At 43.6% G+C, this 20,531-nt stretch carries 25 protein-coding genes; 20 read left to right on the top strand and 5 right to left on the bottom strand.

Features of this window, described 5'->3' with window-relative positions:
• The 12 genes from rplR to Q9312_RS09070 all read left to right on the top strand — a co-directional run bounded on the left by rplR (position 1) and on the right by Q9312_RS09070 (position 6,969).
• The gene (rplR, locus tag Q9312_RS09125) at positions 1 to 354 is read left to right on the top strand and encodes a 50S ribosomal protein L18 (protein WP_309204301.1); all 354 of its coding nucleotides are present in this window, start codon (positions 1 to 3) and stop codon (positions 352 to 354) included.
• A gap of 10 nt (positions 355 to 364) precedes the next feature.
• Complete coding sequence (rpsE, locus tag Q9312_RS09120) at positions 365 to 871, top strand: 30S ribosomal protein S5 (RefSeq protein ID WP_309204498.1); 507 nt, start codon at positions 365 to 367, stop codon at positions 869 to 871.
• A gap of 4 nt (positions 872 to 875) precedes the next feature.
• Entirely contained in the window at positions 876 to 1,058 is a 183-nt protein-coding gene (rpmD, locus tag Q9312_RS09115) for a 50S ribosomal protein L30 (RefSeq protein WP_309204300.1), read from the top strand.
• Position 1,059: 1 nt separating this feature from the next.
• Positions 1,060 to 1,497 carry a 50S ribosomal protein L15 gene (gene rplO / locus Q9312_RS09110; RefSeq protein ID WP_309204299.1) on the top strand — a complete coding sequence of 146 codons (438 nt, stop codon included), beginning with the start codon at positions 1,060 to 1,062 and terminating at the stop codon, positions 1,495 to 1,497.
• The gene (gene secY / locus Q9312_RS09105) at positions 1,497 to 2,831 is read left to right on the top strand and encodes a preprotein translocase subunit SecY (protein WP_309204298.1); all 1,335 of its coding nucleotides are present in this window, start codon (positions 1,497 to 1,499) and stop codon (positions 2,829 to 2,831) included. Before rplO ends, secY begins: the two co-directional genes overlap by 1 nt.
• Positions 2,832 to 2,867: 36 nt before the next feature.
• Complete coding sequence (gene rpmJ / locus Q9312_RS09100; protein ID WP_253040425.1) at positions 2,868 to 2,981, top strand: 50S ribosomal protein L36; 114 nt, start codon at positions 2,868 to 2,870, stop codon at positions 2,979 to 2,981.
• Between the two features lie 105 nt (positions 2,982 to 3,086).
• Positions 3,087 to 3,443 (top strand): 30S ribosomal protein S13, encoded by a 357-nt coding sequence (gene rpsM, locus Q9312_RS09095; RefSeq protein ID WP_309204296.1) that lies wholly within the window; start codon positions 3,087 to 3,089, stop codon positions 3,441 to 3,443.
• 16 nt (positions 3,444 to 3,459) lie between these two features.
• Positions 3,460 to 3,849 carry a 30S ribosomal protein S11 gene (gene rpsK, locus Q9312_RS09090; protein WP_309204295.1) on the top strand — a complete coding sequence of 130 codons (390 nt, stop codon included), beginning with the start codon at positions 3,460 to 3,462 and terminating at the stop codon, positions 3,847 to 3,849.
• A gap of 19 nt (positions 3,850 to 3,868) precedes the next feature.
• On the top strand, positions 3,869 to 4,489 hold the full coding sequence (rpsD, locus tag Q9312_RS09085) for a 30S ribosomal protein S4 (RefSeq protein ID WP_309204294.1): 621 nt from the start codon (positions 3,869 to 3,871) through the stop codon (positions 4,487 to 4,489).
• Positions 4,490 to 4,520: 31 nt separating this feature from the next.
• The gene (locus Q9312_RS09080; protein WP_309204293.1) at positions 4,521 to 5,504 is read left to right on the top strand and encodes a DNA-directed RNA polymerase subunit alpha; all 984 of its coding nucleotides are present in this window, start codon (positions 4,521 to 4,523) and stop codon (positions 5,502 to 5,504) included.
• 114 nt (positions 5,505 to 5,618) lie between these two features.
• Positions 5,619 to 6,026 (top strand): 50S ribosomal protein L17, encoded by a 408-nt coding sequence (gene rplQ / locus Q9312_RS09075; protein WP_309204292.1) that lies wholly within the window; start codon positions 5,619 to 5,621, stop codon positions 6,024 to 6,026.
• Between the two features lie 145 nt (positions 6,027 to 6,171).
• Positions 6,172 to 6,969 carry a DUF1338 domain-containing protein gene (locus Q9312_RS09070; protein ID WP_309204291.1) on the top strand — a complete coding sequence of 266 codons (798 nt, stop codon included), beginning with the start codon at positions 6,172 to 6,174 and terminating at the stop codon, positions 6,967 to 6,969.
• A 114-nt stretch (positions 6,970 to 7,083) separates the two neighbouring features.
• On the opposite strand, the gene Q9312_RS09065 is transcribed toward Q9312_RS09070, so the two are convergent.
• Together Q9312_RS09065 and smpB are read right to left on the bottom strand one after the other, a co-directional pair.
• Complete coding sequence (locus Q9312_RS09065; RefSeq protein WP_309204290.1) at positions 7,084 to 8,112, bottom strand: LysM peptidoglycan-binding domain-containing protein; 1,029 nt, start codon at positions 8,110 to 8,112, stop codon at positions 7,084 to 7,086.
• Entirely contained in the window at positions 8,105 to 8,575 is a 471-nt protein-coding gene (gene smpB / locus Q9312_RS09060; protein ID WP_309204289.1) for an SsrA-binding protein SmpB, read from the bottom strand. Before smpB ends, Q9312_RS09065 begins: the two co-directional genes overlap by 8 nt.
• Before the next feature lie 138 nt (positions 8,576 to 8,713).
• Here smpB and Q9312_RS09055 point away from each other — a divergent pair, with 138 nt between their 5' ends.
• On the top strand, positions 8,714 to 9,151 hold the full coding sequence (locus Q9312_RS09055; RefSeq protein ID WP_309204288.1) for a type II toxin-antitoxin system RatA family toxin: 438 nt from the start codon (positions 8,714 to 8,716) through the stop codon (positions 9,149 to 9,151).
• 2 nt (positions 9,152 to 9,153) lie between these two features.
• A complete protein-coding gene (locus tag Q9312_RS09050) occupies positions 9,154 to 9,435 on the top strand; it encodes an RnfH family protein (RefSeq protein WP_309204287.1) in 282 nt (93 codons plus the stop codon).
• Here Q9312_RS09050 and Q9312_RS09045 read toward each other — a convergent pair.
• The gene (locus Q9312_RS09045) at positions 9,432 to 10,085 is read right to left on the bottom strand and encodes a hypothetical protein (protein WP_309204286.1); all 654 of its coding nucleotides are present in this window, start codon (positions 10,083 to 10,085) and stop codon (positions 9,432 to 9,434) included. The two genes, Q9312_RS09050 and Q9312_RS09045, sit on opposite strands and share 4 nt — an antisense overlap.
• A 131-nt stretch (positions 10,086 to 10,216) precedes the next feature.
• On the opposite strand from Q9312_RS09045, the gene waaA reads away from it, so the two are divergent.
• Positions 10,217 to 11,482, top strand: coding sequence for a lipid IV(A) 3-deoxy-D-manno-octulosonic acid transferase (waaA, locus tag Q9312_RS09040; protein WP_309204284.1), 1,266 nt, complete (start codon positions 10,217 to 10,219; stop codon positions 11,480 to 11,482).
• Positions 11,483 to 11,525: 43 nt separating this feature from the next.
• Here waaA and Q9312_RS09035 read toward each other — a convergent pair whose 3' ends face one another.
• Both Q9312_RS09035 and Q9312_RS09030 read right to left on the bottom strand, forming a co-directional pair.
• Positions 11,526 to 12,869, bottom strand: a complete 1,344-nt coding sequence (locus Q9312_RS09035; RefSeq protein ID WP_309204283.1) for a TolC family outer membrane protein — start codon at positions 12,867 to 12,869, stop codon at positions 11,526 to 11,528.
• Positions 12,870 to 13,007: 138 nt separating this feature from the next.
• Positions 13,008 to 13,661, bottom strand: a complete 654-nt coding sequence (locus tag Q9312_RS09030) for a protein-L-isoaspartate O-methyltransferase family protein (RefSeq protein ID WP_309204281.1) — start codon at positions 13,659 to 13,661, stop codon at positions 13,008 to 13,010.
• A gap of 208 nt (positions 13,662 to 13,869) precedes the next feature.
• On the opposite strand from Q9312_RS09030, the gene Q9312_RS09025 reads away from it, so the two are divergent.
• The 5 genes from Q9312_RS09025 to parC all read left to right on the top strand — a co-directional run bounded on the left by Q9312_RS09025 (position 13,870) and on the right by parC (position 20,499).
• Complete coding sequence (locus Q9312_RS09025; protein ID WP_309204280.1) at positions 13,870 to 14,472, top strand: NUDIX domain-containing protein; 603 nt, start codon at positions 13,870 to 13,872, stop codon at positions 14,470 to 14,472.
• 67 nt (positions 14,473 to 14,539) lie between these two features.
• Complete coding sequence (locus tag Q9312_RS09020) at positions 14,540 to 15,112, top strand: DUF1249 domain-containing protein (RefSeq protein ID WP_309204279.1); 573 nt, start codon at positions 14,540 to 14,542, stop codon at positions 15,110 to 15,112.
• A 215-nt stretch (positions 15,113 to 15,327) separates the two neighbouring features.
• Positions 15,328 to 16,158 carry a 3',5'-cyclic-AMP phosphodiesterase gene (gene cpdA / locus Q9312_RS09015; RefSeq protein ID WP_309204278.1) on the top strand — a complete coding sequence of 277 codons (831 nt, stop codon included), beginning with the start codon at positions 15,328 to 15,330 and terminating at the stop codon, positions 16,156 to 16,158.
• Positions 16,159 to 16,354: 196 nt separating this feature from the next.
• Positions 16,355 to 18,238 (top strand): DNA topoisomerase IV subunit B, encoded by a 1,884-nt coding sequence (gene parE / locus Q9312_RS09010; protein WP_309204277.1) that lies wholly within the window; start codon positions 16,355 to 16,357, stop codon positions 18,236 to 18,238.
• A gap of 17 nt (positions 18,239 to 18,255) precedes the next feature.
• Entirely contained in the window at positions 18,256 to 20,499 is a 2,244-nt protein-coding gene (gene parC / locus Q9312_RS09005) for a DNA topoisomerase IV subunit A (RefSeq protein ID WP_309204276.1), read from the top strand.
• The last annotated feature ends 32 nt before the right edge of the window (positions 20,500 to 20,531 follow it).

Below are 20,531 nucleotides of genomic sequence, written 5' to 3'. Positions count from 1 at the left end.
ATGAGTAAGAAGCAAGCAAGAATTCGTCGCGCCGCTTCTGGGCGCTATCACATGAAAGAGCTTGGTGTAAACCGCTTAGTAGTCAACCGTACTGCTCAGCATATTTACGCTCAAGTAATTTCTGCAGAAGATGGACGTGTTTTGGCTGCTGCCTCATCACTTGAGAAAGCAGTTAAAAGCGAACTTAAAAGTACTGGAAACGTTGATGCAGCGAAGAAAGTCGGTAATTTAGTTGCTGAAAGAGCACTAGAAGCTGGCGTATTGAATGTTGCGTTTGATCGTTCCGGTTTTAAATACCATGGTCGAGTTAAAGCATTGGCGGATGCGGCTCGAGAGAAAGGTCTCCAGTTTTAAGGGTTGAATGATGGCTAGACAAGAAGTGAACAACACCGAAGGTCTGGTGGAAAAATTAGTCAACGTTAACCGTGTCGCCAAAGTGGTTAAAGGTGGTCGTATTTTCTCTTTCACCGCTTTAACTGTTGTCGGCGATGGTAAAGGTAAGGTTGGCTTTGGTCGCGGTAAAGCCCGCGAAGTTCCAGCAGCGATTCAAAAGGCGATGGAGCAAGCTCGTCGCAATATGGTCCAGGTCGAACTAAAAGACGGACACACGTTACAGCATCCTATAAATGCTGCTCACGGTGCCTCTAAAGTGTTCATGCAGCCTGCATCTGAAGGTACTGGTATTATTGCCGGTGGTGCGATGCGTGCTGTATTCGAAGTACTTGGTGTACAGAATGTACTGGCAAAGAGTAACGGTTCTACTAATCCGATTAACATTGTCCGCGCGACAATCAAAGGTTTAGCGAACATGGCTACTCCAGAGTCGGTCGCCGCTAAGCGTGGCAAAACTGTAGAAGATATTCTGGAGTAGTGTCATGGCGAATAAAACATTTAAAGTAACGCAAACGCGTTCTAGCATTGGCCGCTTAAAGGCGCATAAAGCGTGTTTAGCAGGCTTGGGTTTACGCAAGATCGGCCACACTGTTGAAGTTTTGGATACTCCAGAAAATCGCGGTATGGCAAATAAGGTCTACTACATGGTAAGCGTGGAGGACTAAAATGCGATTAAATACTCTTAGCCCAGCTGACGGCGCGAAAAAATCTCGCAAACGTGTTGGTCGTGGTATCGGTAGTACTTTAGGTAAAACCGGTGGTCGTGGTCATAAAGGTTTGAAGTCGCGCTCTGGCGGTAAAGTTAAGGCAGGTTTTGAAGGCGGTCAAATGCCTTTGAAACAACGTCTACCAAAGTTCGGTTTTACTTCTCGTAAATCTTTGGTGTCAGCAGAAGTTCGTCTTTCTGAGCTGAACAAAGTTGAAGGTGAAGTTGTTGATATGTTGAGCTTGAAAGCGGCTGGCGTAATCAATAACAGCATCGAAAACGTGAAAGTAATGCTGTCTGGTGAAATTAAAAAATCTGTTACTGTAGCGGCTGGTATCCGTGTATCTAAAGGTGCAAAGGAAGCCATCGAAGCTGCAGGCGGAAAGGTTGAAAGCTAATGGCCAAAGGTCCTGCTCTCTCAAGCAATAGCGGAATGTCCGAGCTAAAACAGCGTTTGCTGTTTTTGCTCGGCGCTCTTATTGTGTTTCGTATTGGTTCTTTCGTACCGGTTCCTGGCATTGACTCAAGTGTTTTGCAGCAAATGCTAGAACAACAATCAGGTAACTTATTGGCAATGTTCAATATGTTTTCTGGTGGTGCATTAGAAAGAGCCAGTGTTTTTGCGTTAGGGATTATGCCCTACATCTCTGCCTCGATTATTATACAAATCATGGGCTTTGTAGATGACCGCATGAAACAGCTCAAGAAAGAAGGCGAAGCTGGACGTCGTAAGCTTAATCAATACACTCGTTATCTAACATTAGCCTTAGCGACAGTGCAAGCAATTGGTATTTCTATGAACTTACCAAATATGCTGCCTGGCATCGTGGCTAACCCTGGTTTCGCATTCTATTTTGGTGCGGTCGTTTCTTTGGTTACTGGCACCATGTTCTTGATGTGGTTAGGTGAGCAAATAACCGAACGAGGTATTGGTAACGGTATTTCAATGTTGATTTTCGCAGGCATCGTCGCCGGTCTTCCAAGTGCTATCGGAACGACTTTCGACCAAGCTTACAAAGGTGAAATCCATACCTTAGCGTTAATGGGTATCGCTGCGTTAATTATCATTGTTACGTTCTTTGTTGTGTGGGTTGAGCGTGGTCAACGTCGTATCGTTGTTAACTATGCGAAACGTCAACAAGGACGAAAAGTATTTGCTGCGCAAAGTAGCCATTTGCCATTAAAGGTGAACATGGCAGGCGTTATTCCAGCTATCTTTGCAACAGCAATCATCATGTTCCCAGGCTCTATCTTGCAATGGATCGGCCAGGGAAATGAAAGCTTGGGTTGGTTGCGTGACATCTCTGCTCAATTGCAACCAGGTAATCCCTTGTACATTCTACTCTACGCGGTAGGCATTATATTCTTCTGCTTCTTCTACACTGCTTTGACCATGAACCCTCGTGAGACAGCAGATAATCTGAAGAAGTCTGGAGCGTTTATTCCTGGAATTCGTCCTGGTGAGCAAACCTCCAAATACATTGACAAGGTTATGACGCGGCTTACTTTGGCGGGTGCACTTTATGTAACTATCGTGTGCTTGTTACCAGAGTTTCTAATCTTGTTTACTCAGGTGCCTTTCTACTTCGGTGGTACCTCATTGCTGATTATCGTTGTTGTTGTTATGGACTTTATGGCGCAAGTACAAAGCCATTTGATGTCTAGAAACTACGAGTCAGTTTTGAAAAAGGCGAATTTTAAGAATTATGGCGCTGCCGGTCAGATTCGGTAACGAATCGCGGTAAGCGAGAGACTTTTGGAGTAGGTTATGAAAGTTCGTGCTTCGGTAAAAAAGATTTGCCGTAACTGCAAAGTAATCCGTCGTCATGGTAGTGTTCGGGTTATTTGTGAAGACCCACGACACAAGCAGCGTCAGGGTTAATCGTAAGTTAAATTAAAAACTGGTTGATATATACCCGTTTTATGGCTATCCTATTGCGCCTTTTTGGCTAGGTTTAGCCGATTAAATTAAGTGGAGTTTGATTAAATGGCCCGTATAGCTGGCATTAACATTCCTGTACATAAGCATGCTGAAGTTGCCTTAACGGCAATTTACGGTGTCGGCCGCCCACGCGCTTTGAAAATTTGTGAAGCCGCGGGAATCGAGCCTAGTGTTAAAATTAAAGATCTTGACGAAGCCCAAATTGAAACTTTGCGTTCAGAAGTGGCCAAGTTCACTGTAGAAGGTGACTTACGTCGAGAAGTGAGTATGAACATTAAACGTTTGATGGACCTTGGTTGTTTCCGTGGTATTCGTCATCGTCGTGGTCTTCCAGTGCGTGGTCAACGTACTAAGACTAATGCGCGTACTCGTAAAGGCCCTCGTAAGCCTATTAAAAACTAACGCTAGGATTTGAATTATGGCTAAGACACCTACTAAGGCCCGTAAAAAGGTCAAAAAGCATGTAGTTGATGGCATGGCTCATATCCATGCCTCATTTAATAACACCATTGTAACTGTCACCGATCGTCAAGGTAATGCTCTAGCTTGGGCAACTGCAGGCGGTTCTGGTTTCCGTGGTTCTCGTAAATCTACACCCTTTGCTGCGCAAGTAGCCGCTGACCGAGTCGCGACTATGATCAAAGAAATGGGAATGAAAAATCTTGAAGTATTCGTGAAAGGTCCTGGACCAGGTCGCGAATCAGCAGTTCGTGCCTTTGGCGCAGCTGGTTTCAAGATTACTAACATCACTGATGTTACCCCAATTCCGCACAATGGTTGTCGTCCGCCTAAAAAGCGACGCGTGTAATTACTAACGGAGACGAAAGATGGCTAGATATCGTGGTCCTAAGTTAAAACTTGCACGTCGTGAAGGCACAGATTTGATGCTGAAAAGCGGCGTTCGAGCAATTGAAAGCAAATGTAAGATCGACCAAACACCTGGACAACATGGAGCTAAGCGCCCACGTTTGTCTGATTACGGTGTGCAGTTACGTGAAAAACAAAAAGTACGTCGTATTTACGGTGTGTTAGAAAAGCAATTCCGTAACTACTACAAGCAAGCGGCACGTCTGAAAGGCGCTACTGGCGAAAACTTGTTGCAACTATTAGAATCTCGTCTTGATAACGTAGTTTATCGCATGGGATTTGGGGCAACTCGCGCTGAAGCACGTCAATTAGTCAGCCACAAATCGTTGATGGTTAATGGAGTGGTAGTAAACATTCCGTCTTACCAAGTTAAACCTGAAGACGTAATCACTATTCGTGAGAAGTCTAAAGGGCAGGCTCGAATTAAAGCTGCTTTAGAATTAGCTGCTCAAAGAGACAAGCCTACCTGGGTTGAAGTTGATGAGACGAAAATGGAAGGCACATTTAAAAGCGTTCCTGAGCGCAGTGACTTACCTTCAGAAATCAACGAAAATCTGATTGTGGAGCTGTACTCCAAGTAAAGCCTAATTCTTTAAAGAGGACAGGATTTGTATGGGTAATGTCAACGAATTTTTGACACCACGACAAATAAAAGTTGAGCAGATTAATGACAATCGCGCGAAAGTGGTTTTAGAACCATTTGAGCGCGGTTTTGGTCATACTTTGGGCAACTCTTTGCGTCGTATTTTGCTTTCGTCAATGCCAGGCGCAGCAGTAGTAGAAGTAGAGATCGACGGCGTGCTTCACGAATACACCACCATTGAGGGTGTGCAAGAAGACGTCATCGAAATCCTGTTAAACCTAAAAGGCTTAGCAGTGAGTTTGGAAGACAAAGACGAAGCTATTTTGACTTTGCAAAAAAGTGGTGAAGGAGACGTCACCGCTGCAGATATTGCAGGGTTATCAGGTGTTGAAATCATCAATCCTGAACACAAAATTGCAACATTGACCAAAAACGGTTCGATCGCTATGAATATTAAAGTAGCGAAAGGACGCGGATATGAGTCAGCTGCAAACCGTCACAGTGCTGAAGAAGATGCGCCAATTGGTCGTTTACAAGTTGACGCTTCATTCAGTCCAGTAAGACGAGTTTCTTACGTTGTAGAAGCAGCTCGTGTTGAGCAGCGAACTAACCTTGATAAGTTAGTACTTGAAATCGAAACTAATGGAACGATTGATCCAGAAGAAGCGATTCGTCGAAGTGCAACTATTCTTCAAGAGCAATTAGCTGCTTTCGTAGATTTAAAAGATGAGAAAGAGTCTGAGCCAGAAAGTCGAGAGCCAGAAATCGATCCTATCTTGTTGCGTCCAGTTGACGATTTAGAGTTAACTGTTCGTTCAGCGAACTGTTTGAAGACAGAAAATATTCATTACATTGGAGACTTAATCCAGCGTACTGAAGTTGAATTGCTTAAAACCCCGAACTTAGGTAAGAAGTCATTAACTGAGATTAAAGACGTTCTTGCTTCTCGTGGTTTATCACTAGGCATGCGTTTAGAAAACTGGCCTCCAGCGAGTTTACTAGACGACAAATAATTCGAGTTAATCGAATAGAAATCACCGACCCAAGGGTCGGTGATTTTGTTATATAAGAGAAACAAAATAAAGGCAGTACTATAGCAGGCTGCTTAAATTCAAGAGGTATTTACCATGCGTCATCGCAAAAGTGGACGTCAGTTGAACCGTAACAGTTCACATCGTCAAGCCATGTTCCGTAACATGTCTGTTTCTTTGTTCAAGCATCAAGTGATTAAAACGACTTTGCCAAAAGCAAAAGAGTTACGTCGAGTTGCTGAGCCGTTAATTACTTTAGCGAAAACAGATTCTGTAGCTAATCGTCGTTTAGCTTTCTCTAGAACTCGTTCTAAAGAAGCGGTTGGTATTTTATTCGAAGAATTAGGTCCTCGTTATCAAGATCGTCCTGGTGGTTACTTACGTATCATCAAAGCAGGTTTCCGTACTGGTGACAATGCTCCAATGGCGATTGTTGAATTAGTAGACCGTCCAGAAATCGAAGAAGAAGATATTGTAGAAGAAGTTGAAGAAACTGAAGAGTAATTCAAATTCTTATTTTTAAAGCCGGTCTTTGCACCGGCTTTTTTTATGTTTGTTAAAAATACCAAGTACTTAACAGTTTAACGGTTGCGAGATATTGGCGAATTGATTATATTGTGCGCTGCAATAAATGATGTTTGGAGTATTTATGCACAAGCTGTTACAAGACTTATGGGATGATTATTTAACGTTAACGCCAGATGCGAAAAGAATACATGATCTTTTTGCCAAAAACGGTGAAACCATAGTAAATGATCACATTGCTTTGAGAACGTTTAATAAAGGCGCTCTGTCTTTAGAAGCAATAAAGGATTATTTGGCTCAGTTCAATTATGAAGCCGTTGATGAGTACCATTTCGAAGAAAAGAAATTGAGAGCTTATCATTTCGAAATTAAAAGTGATCTAGATGCTCCTAAAATATTTGTTAGTGAATTATTACTCGAGCAAATGCCTAAAGAAGTGATCGACATCTGTGAAGATTTGATCGCGGAAGCCGATAAAGTGATCGCAAAGGATGGTATCTCTTTACCAATGTTACCTTGGCGAACCATCTCTTCAAATGAGTATGAGACCTTATTAAAACATAGTGAATATGCGGCATGGCTTGCAACCTTTGGGTTAAGAGCAAACCACTTTACGGTTTCTGTTAACCATTTAACTCACTTGAGTACGCTTGAAGACGTTAATCAATTTGTTAAGTCGCATGACTTTTCATTGAACCAAAGCGGTGGTGAAGTAAAGGGCTCAGAAGAGGTATCGTTGAAACAGAGTTCAACAATGGCTAACTTTGTAAACTGGAAGTTTTCCGATCAGCCGCTAAAAATTCGTAGCTGTTTTTATGAGTTTGCTGAGCGATTTAATATTCCCGGTACGAATCAACAATACCGAGGATTCGTCGCAGCTTCGGCAGACAAGATATTCGAGTCGACTAACGTGGCAGCTTAGAACCTTGATATTTTGATACTCAAAAGAAAGGGCGGTGTGATACCGCCCTTTTTCATTTCAATGTGTTTTAAAACGATGAGCTAATTTTAAAACGGTGACTATTTAAAACCGAGACTATTTAATATTATTTAATTGTTCAAGTAACTTTTCTGCTCGCGCTTTGTAAGTTAGTGCTGCTTCATGAGTCGGGTTTATTTCTAAAACCTGTTCCCAAATAGTGATCGCCTTTTTGAGGTTCTGTTGGCGAAACTGCACAAAGGCCTCTCCATGCAGGTCTTCGCTAACGCTTGAAATGAACGCAGTATCATTGTCACTTTGCACATTGCTGGGTAACTTAGTTGCCATGGCAATATATTGATAGGCTTTCTGTCGGTCGTTACTTGTGTAATAGGCATTTCTTGCTTGATGCATTGAGTGTTGATACTTAAGGCTTTGGAAGCTGTTCTTAATGCGGCGTATCGAGGTTGCATCGGTCACTCGGTTAGACTCTAAAAGCCGATCTAGGTACTCTACGTACCCTTCTGTATTGGTATCATTCGCGTTACTTTTTAAGTTGCTTAACACTTGATTTAAGGTGTCACGATACGCCGCTCGGTTTGCTGACGTCATCGGTGTATTAACCAAATCTTCTAAAGCTTTTAGCGGATTTGATTGACTCAATGAGGCAATTTCTTTGAAGCTTGTATCGCCTGAAGCCAGTTGCTTTTTCAGTTTAGGAATACGCAGCTTTTGACCAACTCTTAAATTTTCTGGCTTGGTGATTTTATTGTACTTCGCTAATCCGTAAAACTCTAAGGAGTGCCCTAAATAGCGTTTAGCGAGCAGGCCGAATGTATCGCCTCTTTTTACGGTATAAGTAAATGCATCGTTGCCATAGCGCTTGGCAGGCGGCACTTTAATTTGAGCAATCAGTAATTTTGCGGTTGCATGATTTGGGTGGTCTTGCAGAACATTCATTAAAAGCTGCTCAGCATCATTCTCGCGACCTTGCTCGAGTAATCTAATGGCCGAATTAACTTGTTTCAATGCTTGTTCACTGGTGCCAGCGGAGCTAACAGGTGCTGGCGGCTGCTGATTGATCAGTGACTGGCATCCTGATAAGAAGACTGTAACAGCCAGTGTTAGTAGTGTCAGTTTACGCATTCTTTAAAACTCTTTGTTTTGCTCGATTCCATTCACGTTCTTTTTCAGTCGCTCGTTTATCGTGGAGCTTCTTACCTTTAGCTAAACCGATTTCAAGTTTGACTCGATTTTTTACCCAATAGAGCTTTAGTGCTGCAATGGTATACCCTTGTCGTTGATGGGCTCCAAATAATTTGGCAAGCTCTCGGTTGTGAAGCAATAGTTTTCGATAACGGGTTGGGTTGGGCGTAATATGGCTTGATACGGTTTGCAAAGGACTAATATGACAGCCGAGAAGCCAAGCTTCGCCATCTTTTAAAAAAATATAGCTGTCACTGAGATTAACTTTGCTTGCTCGCAAACTTTTAACCTCCCAGCCCTCTAATACCAGCCCCGCTTCAAAGGTATCTTCAATGAAGTAGTCGTGACGAGCTTTCTTATTTTGTACTATAACGTTGTCGGGCGTTTTCTTTTTCTTTGCCATGATTCAATCCTAATTCGCAGACGCTATTATAAGGCCCTAGACGCAAGGTATAAAGCGTGCACAGTGTAAAGCGATTGAAAAGTGGTAAAATAGTCCAAATATATATCCCCTACATACTTTTAAGTTGAGAGTTAGAATATGCCCTCTATTAACAAAACGTCCTTAGTTTCAGTACCGACAGAGACAATGTATCAGGTTGTAAACACCGTCTCAGCTTATCCTGAGTTTGTCGAAGGCTGCTCTGGCTCAAAGGTTTTAGAGGAATCAGAGACTAGAATGGTAGCTCAAATAGCGGTTGAAAAAGCGGGCTTTAGTCAAACTTTCACAACAGAAAATGAACTTGTGCCTAATCAAAGCATTCACCTGAACTTGGTTGATGGGCCTTTCAAGTTTTTACGTGGAGAGTGGCGTTTTGAAGCGCTAAACGACGATGCATGTAAAGTGATATTTAATCTGGAGTTTGAGTTTAAAAGTAAGTTGATGGGTATGGCCTTTAATGGTGCATTTAAGCAAGTCGCTGAATCAATGATGCAATCGTTTATTAATCGAGCAAAACAACTGAGTGAGCAGGGTTAGCTATGATCGTTGAAGTCATCTACGCCACTCCAGACGAGCAAGAAATTTTAATGGTAGATTTACCCGACGCTGCGACGGTTGAGTCAGCAATCGTCGCGTCCGGAGTCTTAAAAAAGTATCCTGAAATTGACTTACAGACCGCCAAAGTCGGTATCTTTTCAAAGGCTACAACCCTCGATCAGCCTCTACGAGAAAATGATAGAGTCGAAATTTACCGACCATTAATCGCCGACCCGAAAGAAGTCAGACGAAAAAAAGCCGAACAGAAAGCCAAAAAGACTTAAGGCGTCTTAACGGGTCTCAGTAGTAATCCGGTGGTTGATACTCGAAGGCTATAAGTTGCGGGTTGATCGGCTTTAATAAAGGTCGCTGAGCCATACTCTGCATCAAACAAATAGCTAAGCGTGCTGTATTGATTGCGAAATTTGACTAAATCAAGATAGCGTTCACTGGACAGAGAGTACACGGATGGCGGATAGCGTTGCACATCGGAAACGTTACGAAAGCGTCCTGATATTCGATTCAGATCATAGTGGGTGTGTAGGCCTAAATAATGGGCATAAGGACGCCATTTTAGAATGTCTGCATCCACTTGAACTTCATCTCCAGTCAACAAGAAACGTTGTTCTCGGCCATCTGCGAAGGTTAACGTGGCGTAGAATTCTCGGCCACTTTCAGGCTCAATTCGTAACCGTGCAATTTCTTCTTCTTTGGTGAGAGTCTCAAACCCTTGAATTCCGATTAAAACAAAGCTGGTTGTCAGAGCGAGCGGGACAAAAATTAATGATAAGACGAGTTTTCTCATTGCTCGCAACATCCGAACTCGCTTTATAGAACCTAGCGCTTGCCACAAGTAGGTAAAACCTAAACCAAAAAATAACAGGCTTAAGCCCATTAATACTGGAGTTTGGTAGCTTTCAACGGTTTCTATCATAAGGTCAGTGTATACCCACAGTTATTTTTTCTTTATCATCTGCGCAGTCTGGATGCTCGCAAACTTGTGTATCCCAGTCTACTATAGCCACAAGAATTTAGAAAATCACACGGTCAGAACAGGGAGGCCCGTTGTTTAGGCTACTATATTCGCTCATATTTCTGCTTGCGTTACCCATGGCTCTGATCAATTTGTATCTCAAGGGTCGACAGTATCCAAGTTATCGAACTCGCTGGAAAGAACATTTTAGCTTGTTTGAGATTCCACCTATTGAGAATTCGATATGGGTGCATGCGGTTTCAGTTGGTGAGTCACTTGCTGCTATACCGGTAATTAAGCGGTTGTTAAAAGAGTACCCTCAATATTCAATCATCGTAACTACGACTACTCCGACCGGTGCAGAGAGAGTGCAATCCTTGTTGGGGGATAGTGTCATTCATTTGTATTCTCCCTACGACTTACCTTGGGTGGTCAATCGATTTATTCGAAAAATCAAACCAAAGCTCACTATTATTATGGAAACAGAGCTTTGGCCAAACTTTATTCACTACAGTCGCAAACAAAAAGTTCCAGTGATTGTAATTAATGCGCGGCTCTCTGCACGCTCTGCTCACTCTTATGCGCGCTTACCGATTCCTACCAATCGCCTTTTGCTCGATCCTGTGACGCATTTGGCGTGTCAAAATGTAGCCGATGCGGAGCGCTTTAAACTTTTAGGAGCTGAAGATTACAAGGTGTCGGTGACCGGAAGCATTAAGTTTGATCTTCAACTTCCCAACAATATCGATACGAAAACACGCAAAATATTTGGTGATTGGGGAGCCAAACATTTTATTTTAGTCGCAGGCAGTACTCATGCTGGAGAGGACGAAATTATATTATCTGCATTTCGGCGGTTAATTGAACAAGGCATAGATGCGAAGCTGATAATTGTGCCGCGACACCCAGAGCGATTTGATTCTGTTTTTGAACTGATTGTTCAACGCGGTTTTTCGGTCTTTCGACGCAGTGACCGTCAGCGAGAGCTGCAAGACGAACAAGTGTTTCTGTGTGACTCTATGGGTGAGCTAATGTATTGCTATCACCATGGTGATTTGGCATTTATTGGCGGCAGTCTTATCGATAGAGGCGGGCATAACCCTTTAGAGCCAGCTGCTTTAGCGAAGCCCGTGATTACTGGACCCCATGTATTCAATTTCTCTGATGTCTTTCGAAGCATGCAACAAGCCGGCGCAGCAAGTATGGTTGAAGAGTCCAATTTGGTATCGGTGCTGATTGAATTGAGTCAAGACTCAAAACGATGCAAAAAAATGGGCGTCGCTGGTAAAGCCGTGGTCGAAGCCAATCGTGGTGCCGTTAGCCGAACGGTTAAACTGCTTCATAAATATTTGAAGTAAAAAAAGGAAGCGAATGCTTCCTTTTTTCACACCCTATAATGGTTTATTTCAACAACTCATTCACTTGACGTAAGTCTTGCTCGGTTAAGGTTCCGGCCGCTTGCTTAAGTTTGAGAGTGTTTAAAATGTAGTCATAGCGAGCTCGCGCTAGGTTTTGTTTAGCGTTGTATAAAACACGAGTGCTGTTTAGTACATCTACGATGGTACGAGTACCGACTTCGAATCCTGCTTGTGTTGCTTCGAGTGCCGCCTGACTAGAAACGGTCGACTGCTGCAACGCTTTAACAGAACTGATGGAAGCTTGAATACCCAAAAACGCACTCTTTGTTTGACGAACGGCTGAGCGGTAAGCACTTTCCATATTGTGTACGGCTTGTTGGAATAAATGCTGAGCTTCTCTGACTTTAGACTGAGTCTCTCCTCCAGAGTAAATCGGAAGATTTAGTCGCAATGTCAATGAGGTGCGTTGGTTTTCTGTATCGATATCTTTGAACTCGTCGGTGTTGTCAGTATCTCGATAACTACCAATCAACGATAGGTTGGGGTAGTGTTCCGCAAAATTAACCTTAATGGTTTGCTGAGCAATGTCTTTATCAATCTTTCTCGCGCTTAAGGTTAAGTTCTTCTCTTCAGCGGTTTTAATCCATTCATCAACATTCACTGGCTCAGGAGAACGCAATTCAAACTTCGCTTGCAGTGGAGATAACGAGGCATAATATTCATTAGTGATTTCTCGAAGCGATTCTTTAGTATTATCCAAGGTGTTTTGAGCGCGAATATTATCCGCAACGGCTTGGTCATAGCGAGCTTGTGCTTCGTGCACGTCGGTAATGGCAATCAATCCAACTTCAAATTTTTGATTCGTTTGCTCTAGCTCTTGCTGAATCGCTTTCATTTCTGCGCTAGAAAAATCTAAGCCGTCTTGAGCCGCTAACACATTAAAATAGGCTTCTGCTACTCGTACGATCAAAGTTTGTTTCTGCGCTTCGTGATCAGCACCCGCTTTCAGCGCTTGCTTTTCTCGAATATCAAGACCAACCCATGCTCGGTGATCATAGATAACTTGGGTTAAAGAGACCGCCACTGTGTTTTCTGTGTCTTCAGTTTCGTAAGGGAATAGTTGTTGCAGTGGCTCTGAATAGCCAATCCCTTCGCTTTGAATTTTCGCGTAGTCTAGGTTTGCAGATAACTTAGGCAACAAAGCTGAAAAGCTTTGGTCGACACGCTCCTCAGTCGCTTTCAACCCCGTTTCACTGGCCAAAAGTGTCGGGTCGTTACGAAGCGCTTGCTGATAAATTTCCCATAAGTTGGTTTCTGCGGAGACTGGTTGCCAAATGGATACCAATGTCAGGCTGGTAGCCGCTAGCCATGATAGTTTGTTCTTCAAGGTGTTATCCCCGTGGTTTTGACGTTTTGTTTGAATAAAAAAATCAGTTTTCAATATATTTCCGAATATGACGTCTACTGTAGCAAAAAGGTTGTCATGGTTTCTTGTCTAATTGTAAACGAATGTTGTTTAACACCTCTAGAATATAAAGTCTTCGAGAGGTGTTTCTAGCTTGATTAAGGGAGTGGACATTTCGAACAACCGCTCTCGAGTTACTTCACCTGTCGAGTTTTTACGATAAATATAGGCGTATTGGTTCTCAAGCTCACCGTGAACGCAAAACAAACGCCCACTCGTGGAAAGTTTCTCAAGAAGCCTCATGGGTGAAAAGTTGATTGCGGGTGAGCATACAATGGCCGAATAGCGATCGTTTGGAAGCCAGTCTTGATGAACAGTCTCATGATGGTAGGTAACATTAGAAATACCAAGCTGTTGCAAACGCTGTTGAGCTTCATCGATAAACTCTGGAAACGTATCTAGTGTGTTAACCGAACGCGCCAGTTTCGCGAGCAATGCCGTGGTAAATCCGCTACCAGTACCAATTTCAAGTACGCTGGATGACTCCGACAGCTCAAGTGCCTGTAACATTCGAGCATCTTCGCGCGGAGCGTACATGCTTTGATGATGGGCAAGCGGTATAGAAAAGTCTGCAAATGCCAAGTTTCGAAAGGCTTCGGGAACGAACAATTCGCGTGGTATTACTGACATTAGGTTAAGAATGCTCGAGTCGAAAACATTCCACGGCCGTATTTGTTGTTCTATCATGTGAAACTGAGCTTTGTCTTTATTCATGGTATAAACGACATCCTTAGCCAAGTAGTTGGATAATTGTAAAGCATTTTTGGCCTTTTTGGGGCAATTTACTGAACATTCATCCACTCTGAAACGGATGTTTGTGCGAAGGGATGCGGCGTTTTTATTGCTGAATCTGAGACTGGATGACATTGACGTGTTTTCGGCGTCATGGCGAGATTCGATTAACCTGTAAGCAGAGATAATTATGAAATTTTGGATAACGGCGAAGCGCGTCTTGTTCCAAGGCTTTTTCAAAATCGAAGAGTTGACCATTGATCATGAGGCATTTTCCGGCGAGCGACTACAAAATGTTCGCCGAGAAGTGTTCAAGCGTGGCGAAGCTGTGGGGGTTTTATTGATGGATCGCACATCTCGAGAATTGATAATGGTTGAGCAGTTTCGCGTCGGAGCTGCTGTTGCAGGGGAGGAAAACCCCTGGTTATTGGAATTAGTCGCAGGCATCGTTGAGCCAGGTGAAACGTTAGAAGACGTTGCAAGCCGAGAGTGTTTCGAAGAAACCGGGTGTACACCGTTTGAGCTGTTCCCGATACATAGCTATTGGTCGAGTCCGGGGGGGAGTGATGAGAAAATACACCTGTACGGAGCTTACACGGATGCAAGCGATGCGCTTGAGCATGCGGGGCTTGAAAGCGAACATGAGGATATTCGTGTGGTTAAGGTCTCTTGGGAGCGGGCTTTTGAATGGTTGCAGGCGGGCAAGTTGAACAATGCCATGACATTGATTGGGATTCAGTGGCTTATGTTAAATAGTTCACATCTTATTGCTGAAAATCGTGGAAAAGTGTGAATTTCGCAGCTTCGATTCTAAAATAAAGTATGGTGTTTCAAGTTTTTAGCAAGTAGTCTAGGACGCTATGAGTGTAGTTAAGCGAAAATACATCCCTGATTTATCGGGTTATATGGCTCAGTGCGAGTTGAACTATGCGTTGGTCATGCGATGCATGCAAGCGCTCGATAACCCATCGGTGTTTAAAGAAATACAGGCTAAATTCCGACCCAATCGTTCTCTTTCAAGCCGAGAGAATACCAGTGTCGTCAAGAGCCGTGTGAGCAATAATACCGAGGTGGATGAACTTCAGACCGGAGACTCTCAGACTGAAGATCCTCAGATCGTTGAGCCTTTGTTGGTAACGATCATTGATGAGGCTCGTTATACCACAACGGTCAAATTGAAGTTAAACTTGTCAGAAAGCTCTTGGGTAGACGATATTTGCTTAACGGTGAGACTTTACCATGATGCGCAGATGGCAGAAGTGATTGAAGACAATCGCAACTATACACCGAAACCCAATAATCGATATCCGACTCAGGTGCGTCATTATCGAGACGATAAAATGCAGCGAAATACATTGTTGCGGCAGTTCTTGAATTATTGTTTCAGTGATTCGAGCCATAAAATATGCCGACCGGTCATTACGGCTTCTTAATGAACTTTAACCAATAAAGTTAGATTTCGGAGAGGCAATATGGGAGTTGCTTTTTATCTAAGTTAGAAATGAAAGCGTCTTTGGGTAGAGTAGAAAGCGTCTTAGATAAAAAGAATAAGTCCTAGGTAAAAAGAAAGAGCCGCTAGATTTTTAAGATAGAATTTAGCGCGAATTAAATTCCAAATTTAGAAAGCGTTAGTTTGTTGAGAAATTGAATGAGTGATTTCAGCGAAAAGCAAATCCATCCTAATAGTCGAGACTGTTTGCGAATTATTCAGCTTACAGATACGCATATTTTTGCTGAGAACGCAGGAAAATTATTAGGACTGAATACTCGAGAAAGTTTTGAAGCGGTTTTAGCGAGACTCATGAAAGAAGAGATAGCGCCCGATTTGATTCTCGCAACCGGCGATCTCTCTCAAGACGCATCAGAGGAATCGTACCAGTACCTATTAGAAAAACTTCAGCCTTTGAACATTCCTTGCTTTTGGATCCCCGGTAATCATGATAAACCGGAGGTGATGCAAAAGATTTTGAATCACGGCAATATGATGTTCGAACCGCATATTGTTGCTGGAAACTGGCAAATTGTTATGCTCGATTCGTCGGTACCAGGTAAAGTTTATGGAAACATCTCAGAGCCGCAGCTCGACTTTTTACAACAGCGTATAAGCAATAATCAGCAGCGACATTCGCTGGTTGTGATGCATCATCAACCGGTCGCCGTTGGGAGTCAGTGGTTAGATGGACTGGGCATCAAAAATGCCCCTGAACTGTTTAATGCGGTTGCCTCGAATGATAAAGAAACCTGTTTCTTATGGGGGCATGTCCACCAAGATTTTGTCGGTGAACAAGCGGGAGTGCAATTGATTTCGACCCCATCAACCTGCGTTCAGTTTAAGCCTGGCTCGACCGAGTTCTCTGCCGGTGACGAAGCGCCGGGTTATCGTTACTTAACGCTTTATCCAGACGGGCGGGTAGACAGTGTTTTACATCGTATTCATGACATTGCTTTCACCGTCGATTATTCAATTAAGGGCTATTAATAGCGGTCTTTGATAGCCCCTCAATCGATAAGTTATGATAGAGCTGTTTAAAATATGCTCGCCTATTGTCGATTATCTAATCAATTCGCACCGCAATCTGCAGTTATCCGCAATTGAGCACACAGAAAGACTTGCCAACTCGAAATGAAATCGCCAACATTAGGCGCTAGACCTAGTTAAGAATAAGCCAATCAATATGAGTCAATATACAGCCGATTCCATTGAAGTTTTAAACGGTTTAGAACCGGTTAAAAAGCGACCTGGAATGTACACAGACACCGCCCGACCCAATCACTTGGGCCAAGAGGTTATCGATAACAGTGTCGATGAAGCACTGGCAGGTCACTGTAAGGTCATTCATATTTCTATCGAAAAAGATGGCTCCATGTCAGTGGCTGATGATGGCCGTGGCATGCCTACCGATATTCATCCCGAAGAGGGGATTCCCGGCGTCGAGCTGATTTTGACCAAGTTGCATGCCGGCGGAAAGTTCTCAAACAAGAACTACCAGTTTTCGGGCGGCTTACATGGTGTTGGGATTAGTGTTGTTAATGCGTTATCTAAGCGTGTTGAAGTTCGCGTAAGACGTGATGGCGTCGAGCAAATGATGGCGTTTGAGCATGGCGACAAGGCCTCTGATTTAAAAGTTATCGGTGAAGTTGGTAAGCGCAATACGGGCACAACCGTCACTTTTTGGCCTGATCCTAAGTATTTTGATTCGGCAAAGTTTTCAGTTCCTCGCTTAAAGCATTTATTGAAAGCCAAAGCGGTTTTGTGTCCAGGCTTAAAAGTTAAGCTGAGTGACAATATCAATGGCGAAACATTCGAATGGTTTTATGAGAATGGTTTAACTGACTATGTCGCAGCGTCAGCCGAAGGCTTTGAGACTTTGCCTGAAGAGCCCTTTGTCGGAAGCTTTTCGAGCCAGTCTGAAGCCGTTGATTGGGCATTGCATTGGTTACCCGAAGGTGGCGAGATGCTGGCCGAAAGCTACGTCAACCTGATACCTACGGCGCTGGGTGGTACGCACGTTAATGGCTTAAGAACCGGATTACTCGAAGCGATGCGCGAGTTTTGCGAGTTCCGAAATTTGTTGCCTCGTGGTGTGAAATTAGCGCCGGAAGATGTGTGGGACCGCTTAAGTTACGTCTTATCGGTGAAACTGGAAGATCCGCAGTTTAGCGGGCAAACGAAAGAGCGACTTTCGTCTCGACAATGTGCCGCCTTTGTTTCTGGCGTGGTCAAAGATGCTTTCAGTTTGTGGTTGAACCAGCACGCAGATTTGGGTGACAAGTTGGCGGAGCTGGCAATCAGCAATGCGCACAAACGTTTACGAGCAGGAAAAAAAGTTGCGCGTAAGAAAGTCACTTCTGGTCCTGCATTACCTGGAAAACTCGCCGACTGTATTGGCCAAGAGCCCATGAACTCTGAATTATTTTTAGTTGAGGGAGATTCAGCGGGAGGTAGTGCAAAACAAGCTCGAGATAAAGATTATCAGGCCATTATGCCGCTACGCGGGAAAATATTGAACACCTGGGAGGTTGATGCCCACGATATTTTAGCGTCGCAAGAGGTCCACGATATTTCGGTGGCGATAGGCTTAGATCCAAATTCCGACGATTTAAGCAAGTTACGCTACGGTAAGGTCTGTATTTTGGCCGATGCTGACTCAGATGGATTGCATATTGCAACCTTGTTATGCGCGTTATTCGTAAAGCATTTTCAACCACTGGTTGAGCAAGGCCACTTGTATATGGCCATGCCTCCTTTATATCGTATCGATGTTGGTAAAGAAGTTTTTTACGCCCTAGATGAAGATGAAAAGAATGGCATTCTCGACCGCATAGAGGCAGAGAAAAAACGTGGCAAGGTCAATGTTCAGCGCTTTAAAGGTTTAGGTGAGATGAACCCTGGACAATTACGGGAGACCACCATGGCTCGTGATACTCGACGATTGGTTCAGCTTTCAATCGAAGACATTGCCGCAACCGAACAAATGATGGACATGTTGCTCGGTAAAAAACGAGCGAGTGATCGAAAAAGTTGGTTAGAGACCAAGGGCAACTTGGCGGAAGTATAACGAGGTAGATTAGAACGATGGATTTTAACTTTGAAGGTGTTGAGCGTCAGTCGCTAGCCGAGTTTACTGAAAAGGCCTATCTCAACTACTCGATGTACGTCATTATGGATCGTGCATTGCCCCATATTGGCGACGGACTTAAACCAGTACAACGGCGCATCGTTTATGCCATGAGCGAGTTGGGTTTAAAAGCGACATCGAAATACAAGAAGTCTGCCCGTACGGTGGGTGACGTATTGGGTAAGTTTCATCCCCATGGTGATTCTGCATGCTACGAAGCGATGGTGTTAATGGCTCAGCCATTTTCTTACCGCTATCCCTTGGTTGATGGTCAAGGCAACTGGGGATCACCTGATGATCCTAAGTCGTTCGCGGCGATGCGATATACCGAATCTCGACTGTCTCCTTATGCAGAAGTTTTGTTGAGTGAGTTGGGACAAGGTACCGTTGACTGGGTTCCAAACTTCGACGGAACCATGCGCGAGCCAGAAATACTTCCTGCTCGACTGCCTAATTTGTTGTTAAATGGCACGACCGGAATTGCGGTTGGTATGGCGACCGATATTCCTCCGCACAATTTACGAGAAGTTGCTGATGCGTGTATTCACTTGCTCGATAATCCAAAGGCATCGGTGTCGGACTTAAATCAAATTGTAAAGGGACCTGACTTTCCGACTGAAGCTGAAATCATCACTTCGAAAGACGATATCTTAAAAGTGTATGAGACTGGACGCGGCAGTATTAAAATGCGCGCGAAATACCACACTGAAGATGGTGAAGTGGTGATTACCGCATTACCTCATCAAGTTTCTGGTAATCGCGTGATGGAGCAAATTGCGCAACAAATGCAAGCCAAGAAGTTACCCATGGTCAGTGATATTCGAGATGAGTCAGATCATGAAACGCCAACACGGTTTGTCATTGTTCCGCGTTCTAACCGTATTGATACAGAAGCGTTAATGCATCATTTATTCGCAACGACCGATTTAGAAAAAAATTATCGCGTTAATGTGAACGTTATTGGTATCGATAACAAACCTCAGGTTAAACCGCTCAATCGATTTCTCAGTGAGTGGCTAGAGTTTCGTACGGAAACAACCCGTCGTCGTTTGCAACATCGTTTAAATAAAGTGAATGAGCGCCTGCATCTTTTAGAAGGGATGTTGATAGCGTTTTTAAATATCGACGAAGTCATTCACATTATTCGTACGGAAGATGAACCTAAGCTAGAGTTAATGAAGCGCTTTGAGCTGACCGAACTGCAAGCGAATTACATTCTTGATACCAAATTAAGACAGTTAGCTCGTTTAGAAGAAATGAAAATTCGTGGCGAGCAAGATGAGCTAGCGAAAGAGCGCGAGCAACTTGAAAAAACCTTAGGTTCTGCGCGTCGTCTTAAAACCTTAGTGAAGAAAGAAATTCAAGAAGCCGCGGATGAGTTCGGCGATGATCGTCGTTCACCCATCGTTGCTCGAGCAGAAGCAAAAGCACTTGATGAAACCGATTTAATGCCGACCGAACCGGTGACGGTTGTTCTGTCAGACAAAGGTTGGGTGCGTTGTGCAAAAGGCCACGATATTGATGCTGAAAAATTGAGTTATAAGTCAGGTGATCAGTATTTATCGAGTGCCGAAGGTAAGAGTAATCAACAAGCGGTATTTTTTGACTCAACGGGTCGTAGTTACGCATTAGCGGCGCATACACTACCTTCTGCGAGAGGACAAGGAGAGCCGCTGTCGGGCCGCTTTAACCCAATAGCTGGTGCTATCTTTACCACGACCTTGATGGGTCAAAATGATGACCTCTACTTGGTATCTTCAGACGCAGGCTATGGTTTTGTGGCAAAGTTTGAAGATTTCGTCACGCGAAACAAGAACGGTAAAGCACTGCTTAATCTTCCAAAAGGCGCGAAAGTCATTACACCGAAACCGGTACTTGATTATGAAACCCAAAACTGTGTTGCGGTGACGAATGAAGGTCGATTACTGGTGTTTCCATTACGAGACTTACCATGTTTAGCGAAAGGTAAAGGTAACAAAATAATCAGTATTCCTGCTGCTCGAGTGATGACACGCGAAGAGTTTGTGGTCGATATTTCTGTTGTATCAGAAAATGATGAACTCATCGTTCACAGCGGCAAGCGACACCTGAGAATGAAAATGAAAGATCTCGAGCATTATCGCGGAGAACGTGGACGTCGTGGTAACAAACTACCTCGCGGCTTCCAGAAGGTCGATAAACTCGAAGTAGAGAATAATTAGTTTAGCGACTGCTGACCATCAATGGTGTTCAA

It is taken from the genome of Pleionea litopenaei, assembly GCF_031198435.1.
Taxonomy (GTDB): Bacteria; Pseudomonadota; Gammaproteobacteria; order Enterobacterales; family Kangiellaceae; genus Pleionea; species Pleionea litopenaei.
Note: the sequence above shows the minus strand (reverse complement) of the source record. Positions and strands in the feature narration are given on the sequence as shown.

Bases quoted from the DNA above. Each gene is read 5' to 3' on its own strand.
- rplR (WP_309204301.1), top strand. From the start codon at position 1: ATGAGTAAGAAGCAAGCAAGAATTCGTCGCGCCGCTTCTGGGCGCTAT.
- rpsE (WP_309204498.1), top strand. From the start codon at position 365: ATGGCTAGACAAGAAGTGAACAACACCGAAGGTCTGGTGGAAAAATTA.
- rpmD (WP_309204300.1), top strand. From the start codon at position 876: ATGGCGAATAAAACATTTAAAGTAACGCAAACGCGTTCTAGCATTGGC.
- rplO (WP_309204299.1), top strand. From the start codon at position 1,060: ATGCGATTAAATACTCTTAGCCCAGCTGACGGCGCGAAAAAATCTCGC.
- secY (WP_309204298.1), top strand. From the start codon at position 1,497: ATGGCCAAAGGTCCTGCTCTCTCAAGCAATAGCGGAATGTCCGAGCTA.
- rpmJ (WP_253040425.1), top strand. From the start codon at position 2,868: ATGAAAGTTCGTGCTTCGGTAAAAAAGATTTGCCGTAACTGCAAAGTA.
- rpsM (WP_309204296.1), top strand. From the start codon at position 3,087: ATGGCCCGTATAGCTGGCATTAACATTCCTGTACATAAGCATGCTGAA.
- rpsK (WP_309204295.1), top strand. From the start codon at position 3,460: ATGGCTAAGACACCTACTAAGGCCCGTAAAAAGGTCAAAAAGCATGTA.
- rpsD (WP_309204294.1), top strand. From the start codon at position 3,869: ATGGCTAGATATCGTGGTCCTAAGTTAAAACTTGCACGTCGTGAAGGC.
- Q9312_RS09080 (WP_309204293.1), top strand. From the start codon at position 4,521: ATGGGTAATGTCAACGAATTTTTGACACCACGACAAATAAAAGTTGAG.
- rplQ (WP_309204292.1), top strand. From the start codon at position 5,619: ATGCGTCATCGCAAAAGTGGACGTCAGTTGAACCGTAACAGTTCACAT.
- Q9312_RS09070 (WP_309204291.1), top strand. From the start codon at position 6,172: ATGCACAAGCTGTTACAAGACTTATGGGATGATTATTTAACGTTAACG.
- Q9312_RS09065 (WP_309204290.1), bottom strand. From the start codon at position 8,112: ATGCGTAAACTGACACTACTAACACTGGCTGTTACAGTCTTCTTATCA.
- smpB (WP_309204289.1), bottom strand. From the start codon at position 8,575: ATGGCAAAGAAAAAGAAAACGCCCGACAACGTTATAGTACAAAATAAG.
- Q9312_RS09055 (WP_309204288.1), top strand. From the start codon at position 8,714: ATGCCCTCTATTAACAAAACGTCCTTAGTTTCAGTACCGACAGAGACA.
- Q9312_RS09050 (WP_309204287.1), top strand. From the start codon at position 9,154: ATGATCGTTGAAGTCATCTACGCCACTCCAGACGAGCAAGAAATTTTA.
- Q9312_RS09045 (WP_309204286.1), bottom strand. From the start codon at position 10,085: ATGATAGAAACCGTTGAAAGCTACCAAACTCCAGTATTAATGGGCTTA.
- Q9312_RS09030 (WP_309204281.1), bottom strand. From the start codon at position 13,661: ATGAATAAAGACAAAGCTCAGTTTCACATGATAGAACAACAAATACGG.
- Q9312_RS09025 (WP_309204280.1), top strand. From the start codon at position 13,870: ATGAAATTTTGGATAACGGCGAAGCGCGTCTTGTTCCAAGGCTTTTTC.
- Q9312_RS09020 (WP_309204279.1), top strand. From the start codon at position 14,540: ATGAGTGTAGTTAAGCGAAAATACATCCCTGATTTATCGGGTTATATG.
- cpdA (WP_309204278.1), top strand. From the start codon at position 15,328: ATGAGTGATTTCAGCGAAAAGCAAATCCATCCTAATAGTCGAGACTGT.
- parE (WP_309204277.1), top strand. From the start codon at position 16,355: ATGAGTCAATATACAGCCGATTCCATTGAAGTTTTAAACGGTTTAGAA.
- parC (WP_309204276.1), top strand. From the start codon at position 18,256: ATGGATTTTAACTTTGAAGGTGTTGAGCGTCAGTCGCTAGCCGAGTTT.